General features: G+C 33.4%; 5 protein-coding genes and 1 pseudogene. All 6 read right to left on the bottom strand.

Translation table 11 applies throughout. The features are described from left to right. Positions 1 to 209, bottom strand: a pseudogene (gene hisH, locus JJE11_RS14015) (imidazole glycerol phosphate synthase subunit HisH); the annotation flags it as partial. Between the two features lie 11 nt (positions 210 to 220). Beyond that, positions 221 to 814, bottom strand: coding sequence for an imidazoleglycerol-phosphate dehydratase HisB (gene hisB / locus JJE11_RS14010; RefSeq protein WP_291636682.1), 594 nt, complete (start codon positions 812 to 814; stop codon positions 221 to 223). A 46-nt stretch (positions 815 to 860) separates the two neighbouring features. Continuing rightward, positions 861 to 1,922 (bottom strand): histidinol-phosphate transaminase, encoded by a 1,062-nt coding sequence (gene hisC, locus JJE11_RS14005; RefSeq protein WP_291636680.1) that lies wholly within the window; start codon positions 1,920 to 1,922, stop codon positions 861 to 863. Next, positions 1,922 to 3,214, bottom strand: a complete 1,293-nt coding sequence (hisD, locus tag JJE11_RS14000) for a histidinol dehydrogenase (RefSeq protein ID WP_291636678.1) — start codon at positions 3,212 to 3,214, stop codon at positions 1,922 to 1,924. Before hisD ends, hisC begins: the two co-directional genes overlap by 1 nt. Continuing rightward, the gene (hisG, locus tag JJE11_RS13995) at positions 3,211 to 3,861 is read right to left on the bottom strand and encodes an ATP phosphoribosyltransferase (RefSeq protein WP_291636676.1); all 651 of its coding nucleotides are present in this window, start codon (positions 3,859 to 3,861) and stop codon (positions 3,211 to 3,213) included. The genes hisD and hisG overlap by 4 nt, the downstream gene beginning before the upstream one ends. A 2-nt stretch (positions 3,862 to 3,863) precedes the next feature. Next, positions 3,864 to 5,132 carry an ATP phosphoribosyltransferase regulatory subunit gene (locus tag JJE11_RS13990; protein ID WP_291636674.1) on the bottom strand — a complete coding sequence of 423 codons (1,269 nt, stop codon included), beginning with the start codon at positions 5,130 to 5,132 and terminating at the stop codon, positions 3,864 to 3,866. Positions 5,133 to 5,415: the final 283 nt, after the last annotated feature.

The following is a 5,415-nucleotide window of genomic DNA, read 5'->3' as shown; positions in this document are numbered from 1 at the left end:
TTTGCTAAGGATTTAATTACCTTATCAAGTCCCTTTTCCTTCATATTTTTCATGCCATTTGGAAATGCACCTACCCCTGGGACAATAATGCTTCTACACTTTGATATTTCCTCACAATCTGAAGATATTATGGACATAATATCTAACGCTTTAAGTGCATTTTGGACACTTTTTAAATTTCCGACACCATAATCCACTATCGCTATCATAGTTTTCCTCCTTATAAAGATCCTTTTGTAGATAGTACTCCTTTTATTCTTTCATCATAGGTTAAAGCTTCACTTAATGCTTTTCCAAAAGCTTTGAATAAAGCCTCCACCATATGGTGATTGTTTTTCCCATAAATTACTCTTGCGTGGAGTGTTATTCCAGCATTTGTTGCGACAGCCCTGAAAAATTCCTCCACCATTTCTGTATCAAAACTTCCAATTTTATCTACAGTAAAATCTGCATCAAATACAAGGTAAGCTCTACCACTTAAATCCAAAGACACTGTAGAAAGTGTTTCATCCATAGGTACAAAACTAGTTCCATATCGCTTTATACCTTCTTTCCCCTTCATTGCCTCTTTAATAGCCATTCCAAGGACTATCCCTACATCTTCAATTGTATGATGTGAATCTACATTCAAATCGCCTACAGCCTTAACATATAGATCCAAAAGCCCATGTTTTGCAAAAAGGCATAACATATGATCAAAGAAACCTATACCTGTATCACCTTCATAAACCCCAGACCCATCCAAGTTTATACTTATTTCTATTTTTGTTTCTTTGCTTTCTCTCACAATTTTTGCTTGTCTTTCCACCAACATTATATATCTCTCCTTTTGCTCTTACAACTGCTAATATTATTAAATACTATATATTTCCTTCACTTTTCAATGTAATATTCTTTAATAAGCATTCATTTTCTTCTCTACTTCCTATTGTTATTCTTAAACAATTTTTTAATGTTCCAGTCGTAAAGCTACGCACATTTATACTATGATCTAAAAGTAGTGCTTTCATTTTTTGTGCATTTGGAACTTCAATCAATATAAAATTTGCTTCTGCTTTAAAAAGTTTTATTCCATCAATCTTACTCAATTTTTCCCATAAGTACTTTCTCTGTGCAAGTATGTTTTTTACATTCCTATATATAATTTCCGGATCTTTTAAAACAACTGAAGCAATGCTTTGGGAAATTGCATTCACATTATAAGGTGGCTTTACTTTTTTAAGTTCTCCCATTAGGATACTACTCGTAATCATAAATCCAAGTCTTATTGCTGCGAGTCCAATTTTTGAACAAGTTCTAAGTACAATCAAATTCTCATACTTTTCAATTTTATCTAATATAGTCTCACCATAAAATTCGAAGTAAGCCTCATCAATAACTACAACACATTTACATCCCTCTATTATTTTAATAATATCCTCTCTTTTAATAATATTACCTGTAGGATTATTAGGATTGGATAAAAATACAATTTTAACCTCTTCACTATTAGCCATTGAGATAAAACCTTCCACATCCAATTCTAATTCTTTGCTTAGCGGAAATTCAATTGGAATTCCTCCTGCGACTCTAGTATATAAACCGTACATTGAAAAATCAGGACTTTGCATTGCTACTTTATCTCCGGTATTTAAAAATGTATGTGCAATGATTTGTATACATTCATCTGAACCATTTCCAGCCATCACATTTATACTTTTCACATTTGCATACCTTGCATAAAGGGAACACACCTCTAATGCATCTGCATCAGGATATCTATTATAAACAGAGTTCTCAATTACCCTACCTATTTCTTTCCTTACATCATCTGATAAGTTATCAAAACTTTCATTGGCATTCAGCCTCACTTTATAATCAATCTTACCAGCACTATAAGATTCAAAATCACTTAAATCGCTTCTAAAATAGTCCTGTATCATTATTTAAACCTCACTTTTATAGAATTTCCGTGTGCGGTAAGCCCCTCAACCTCACTAAGCTTTACTACCTTGTCTTTAACCTCGCTCAGAGCTTCCTTTGTATAGTATATATAACTTGATTTTTTGATGAAATCATCTACAGATAATGGAGAAAAAAATCTTGCAGTTCCACTGGTTGGAAGAACATGATTAGGACCTGCAATATAGTCGCCTAAAGGCTCTGGCGAATATTGACCTAAAAATATAGAACCTGCATTTTTTATATCTCCTAAATAATCAAATGGATTTTTTATCATAACTTCAAGATGTTCTGGTGCGATTTTATTTGCGAGGTCTATAGCTTCTTTTATATTAGTCACAATTAAGATAACTCCGTATTTTTCCAAAGATTCACTGATAATTTCTCTCCTGCTCATACCTCTTATCTGCAGCTCTAGCTCGGAAGCTACCTTCTGCGCTAGTTCCCTTGAAGTGGTTATAAGCATTGCAGAGGCAAGCACGTCATGCTCTGCTTGAGACATTAAATCAGCAGCAATAAACTTTTCATTTGCAAGTTCATCTGCAATAATTAATATTTCACTTGGCCCTGCAATCATATCTATGGCAACAGATCCAAATACGCTTTTTTTCGCCATAGCCACATAAATGTTTCCTGGTCCTACTATTTTGTCCACCTTACAAATACTCTCTGTTCCAAATGCAAGTCCTGCAATTGCCTGTGCACCGCCTACTTTATATATTTTGTCCACGCCCGCTATATCTGCGGCTACTAGAATATGTGGATTCACACTTCCGTCGGATAGAGGTGGTGTTACCATAACTAGATTTTCTACACCTGCCACCTTTGCTGGAATTACATTCATAATAACAGTAGACGGATAAGCTGCTGTACCTCCAGGTACATATATTCCTACGCTTTCAAGTCCTCGAACAATTTGGCCTAAAATTACGCCCTTTTCTTTTGTCATCATCCAAGCATTTCTCTTTTGCTTTTCATGGAATTCCTCAACATTTTTCTTAGCTAGTGTTATTGCATCTAAAAAATCCTTATCTACCATTTTATATGCATCTTTAATCTCTGTATCTGTTACAATAAGGTTTTTAGCAGTAACTAATTTACTATCAAATTTTTGAGTGTACTCTATTATAGCATCATCGCCTCTAGTTCTTACTTCTGATAAAATTTTATCCACTACAATGTTTACATCTTCTTGAACTTCCTCTGATCTTTTTTTTAGAAATTCCATATATTCTCTTCCAATGTTACTATTTGCATCTATAATTTTCATCATGATACCGTCACCTCATTCTTATCTACATATTCTTGAACCTTCGCTATCAGATCGCTGATTTTTTCCTTTTTCATCTTCATACTGGCTCTATTTACTATCATTCTTGCACTAATATCGCAAATTTTTTCTATGATAATCAATCCATTTTCCTTCAGTGTGTCTCCAGTTTCAACTAAATCTACAATTGCATCAGATAACTCGAGTATTGGAGCAAGTTCCACTGACCCATCAATTTTAATAATCTCAACATCTTCATTATTTTTCTTGAAATAATTTTTTGCCACCGTGGGATATTTGGTAGCTATCTTTTTTCGATCGTATCCGTCATAGCTTTTAAAACTTGGTAATGCAGCCACAGCAAACATACATTTCCCAACCTTTAAGTCAACAACTTCATAGAAATCTTTATTCTGCTCCATTAAAGTATCTTTACCTACAATTCCAATATCTGCTGCACCATGTTCTACATAAGTTAAAACATCTGTAGATTTAACCAGCACAAATTCTATATTGTTTTTCTCATCCTTAAAAATTAATTTTCTTCCTTTATTTTTAAGCGACCTACAATCTATTCCGATTTCTTCAAACATTTTAATAGCATATTTTTCTAGTCTTCCCTTTGTCAATGCTATTCGTATCGCCTTCATAATTATTCCTCCAAACTCTTAATAAATTCTTCTACGTTTGTGTTAACGCATCTTTTACTATTAATATCTATTATTTCAACTTTTTCATCTTCAAATATGCAAATCATCTTATCTATCTTCTTTTGCTGTGCATAATTTAAAGTCATTTCTTTTTCTTCAAATAAGCTTAACTCAGTGGTAAATCCCTTCGCTCTAATTTGCGTTGCAAATTTACACACAATTCCAATTAGTGAATTCTCATAATGAATAATAAATTTTTCTTTAACCTTTTCAGCATTATTTCCCTGCTTTTCGAGAACAGATAGGATGTTGTCCACATCTATAGCAAATCCAACTGCTGGCATAGATGTGCCAAACTTAGAAATCAAATTGTCATATCTACCTCCACTAATAATTGTAGTTCCAACTTCACTACTGTATCCTCTAAAAGTTATTCCTGTGTAATAATCAATATGCTGTACCATTCCTAAATCAATAGAAATATGTGCGCCGAGTCCTACACTTTCTATTCGCTCATAGATTTTCTCTATAGCATCTATTGCAGCTAACGCTCTTTTATTTTGAGTGAGCTTTCTTGCCGACCCAAGTATTTCAATACCTCCAAATAGCTCTGGTAACCTTTTTAGAGCCTCTACGTTTTTTGTGCCTAGCATTTCTTCTTTTTCTTCTATGAACTCTCTAAGTGCTCCAAAGTTCTTATTCTCAACAAGCCTTCTTAATTTTTCCATTTCACCTGGTCTAAGCTCTATGTCCTCAATAAGACCTTTGAAAAACTCTGCTTGTCCGATTTCAAGTTCAAATTTTCTTATCCCTATAGCAAGAAGCGCCTGAATAGCAGTTATAATTACTTCTGCGTCTGCCTTTGGGCTTTCACTTCCTATTATCTCGATTCCAGATTGGGTCATTTCACTGACTTTTCCATTCCAATCTTCATTCATCCTAAATATATTTCCACTGTAGCATATCCTCAGTGGATATAATGAATCTTTAAGCTTTGTTGCAACAATTCTTGCGATAGGCATTGTCATATCAGGTCTTAACACCAATATTCTTCCTGCGTTATCAAAAAGTTTATACATTTTTTCCTGTTCAATAGATACATTATCTCCCTGGAAAACATCATAAAATTCTAATGTAGGAGAAATCACTTCTAAAAAACCAGTATTTATATATAATTTCCTAAGTGTATTTACAATCTCAATTTTATTACTACAGTCCTCAAAAAGTATATCTCTCGAACCTTCCGGTATATGTCTTTTCCAACTATTCAAAATTTTACTCCCTCCGTGACGCTTTATCGCTTTATCATTTTATTACTACGCTTTACCACTGTATCACTGTATCTAACTAAAGTTATATTAGCATCTTATTATTTAGAAGTCAACATTTATTTTTTCGTAATCGTTTAGTTGTAAAAAAAAGAAGACCAGCACATTGCCGGCTTCTAAATACTAATTTTATTAGCCCCTAATTCGAATCACTCTTATTTTTATTCACCCCAATATTTTTCTGCTTCCTCTTCCATTTCACTTAGTCTTTTATAATAATCTGGAA

Source organism: Clostridium sp. (assembly GCF_016650095.1).
In the GTDB taxonomy this organism is placed as follows: Bacteria; Bacillota; Clostridia; order Clostridiales; family Clostridiaceae; genus Clostridium_AD.
The sequence above is the reverse complement of the archived record's forward strand: the minus strand, read 5'-3'. Positions and strand labels throughout refer to the sequence as shown.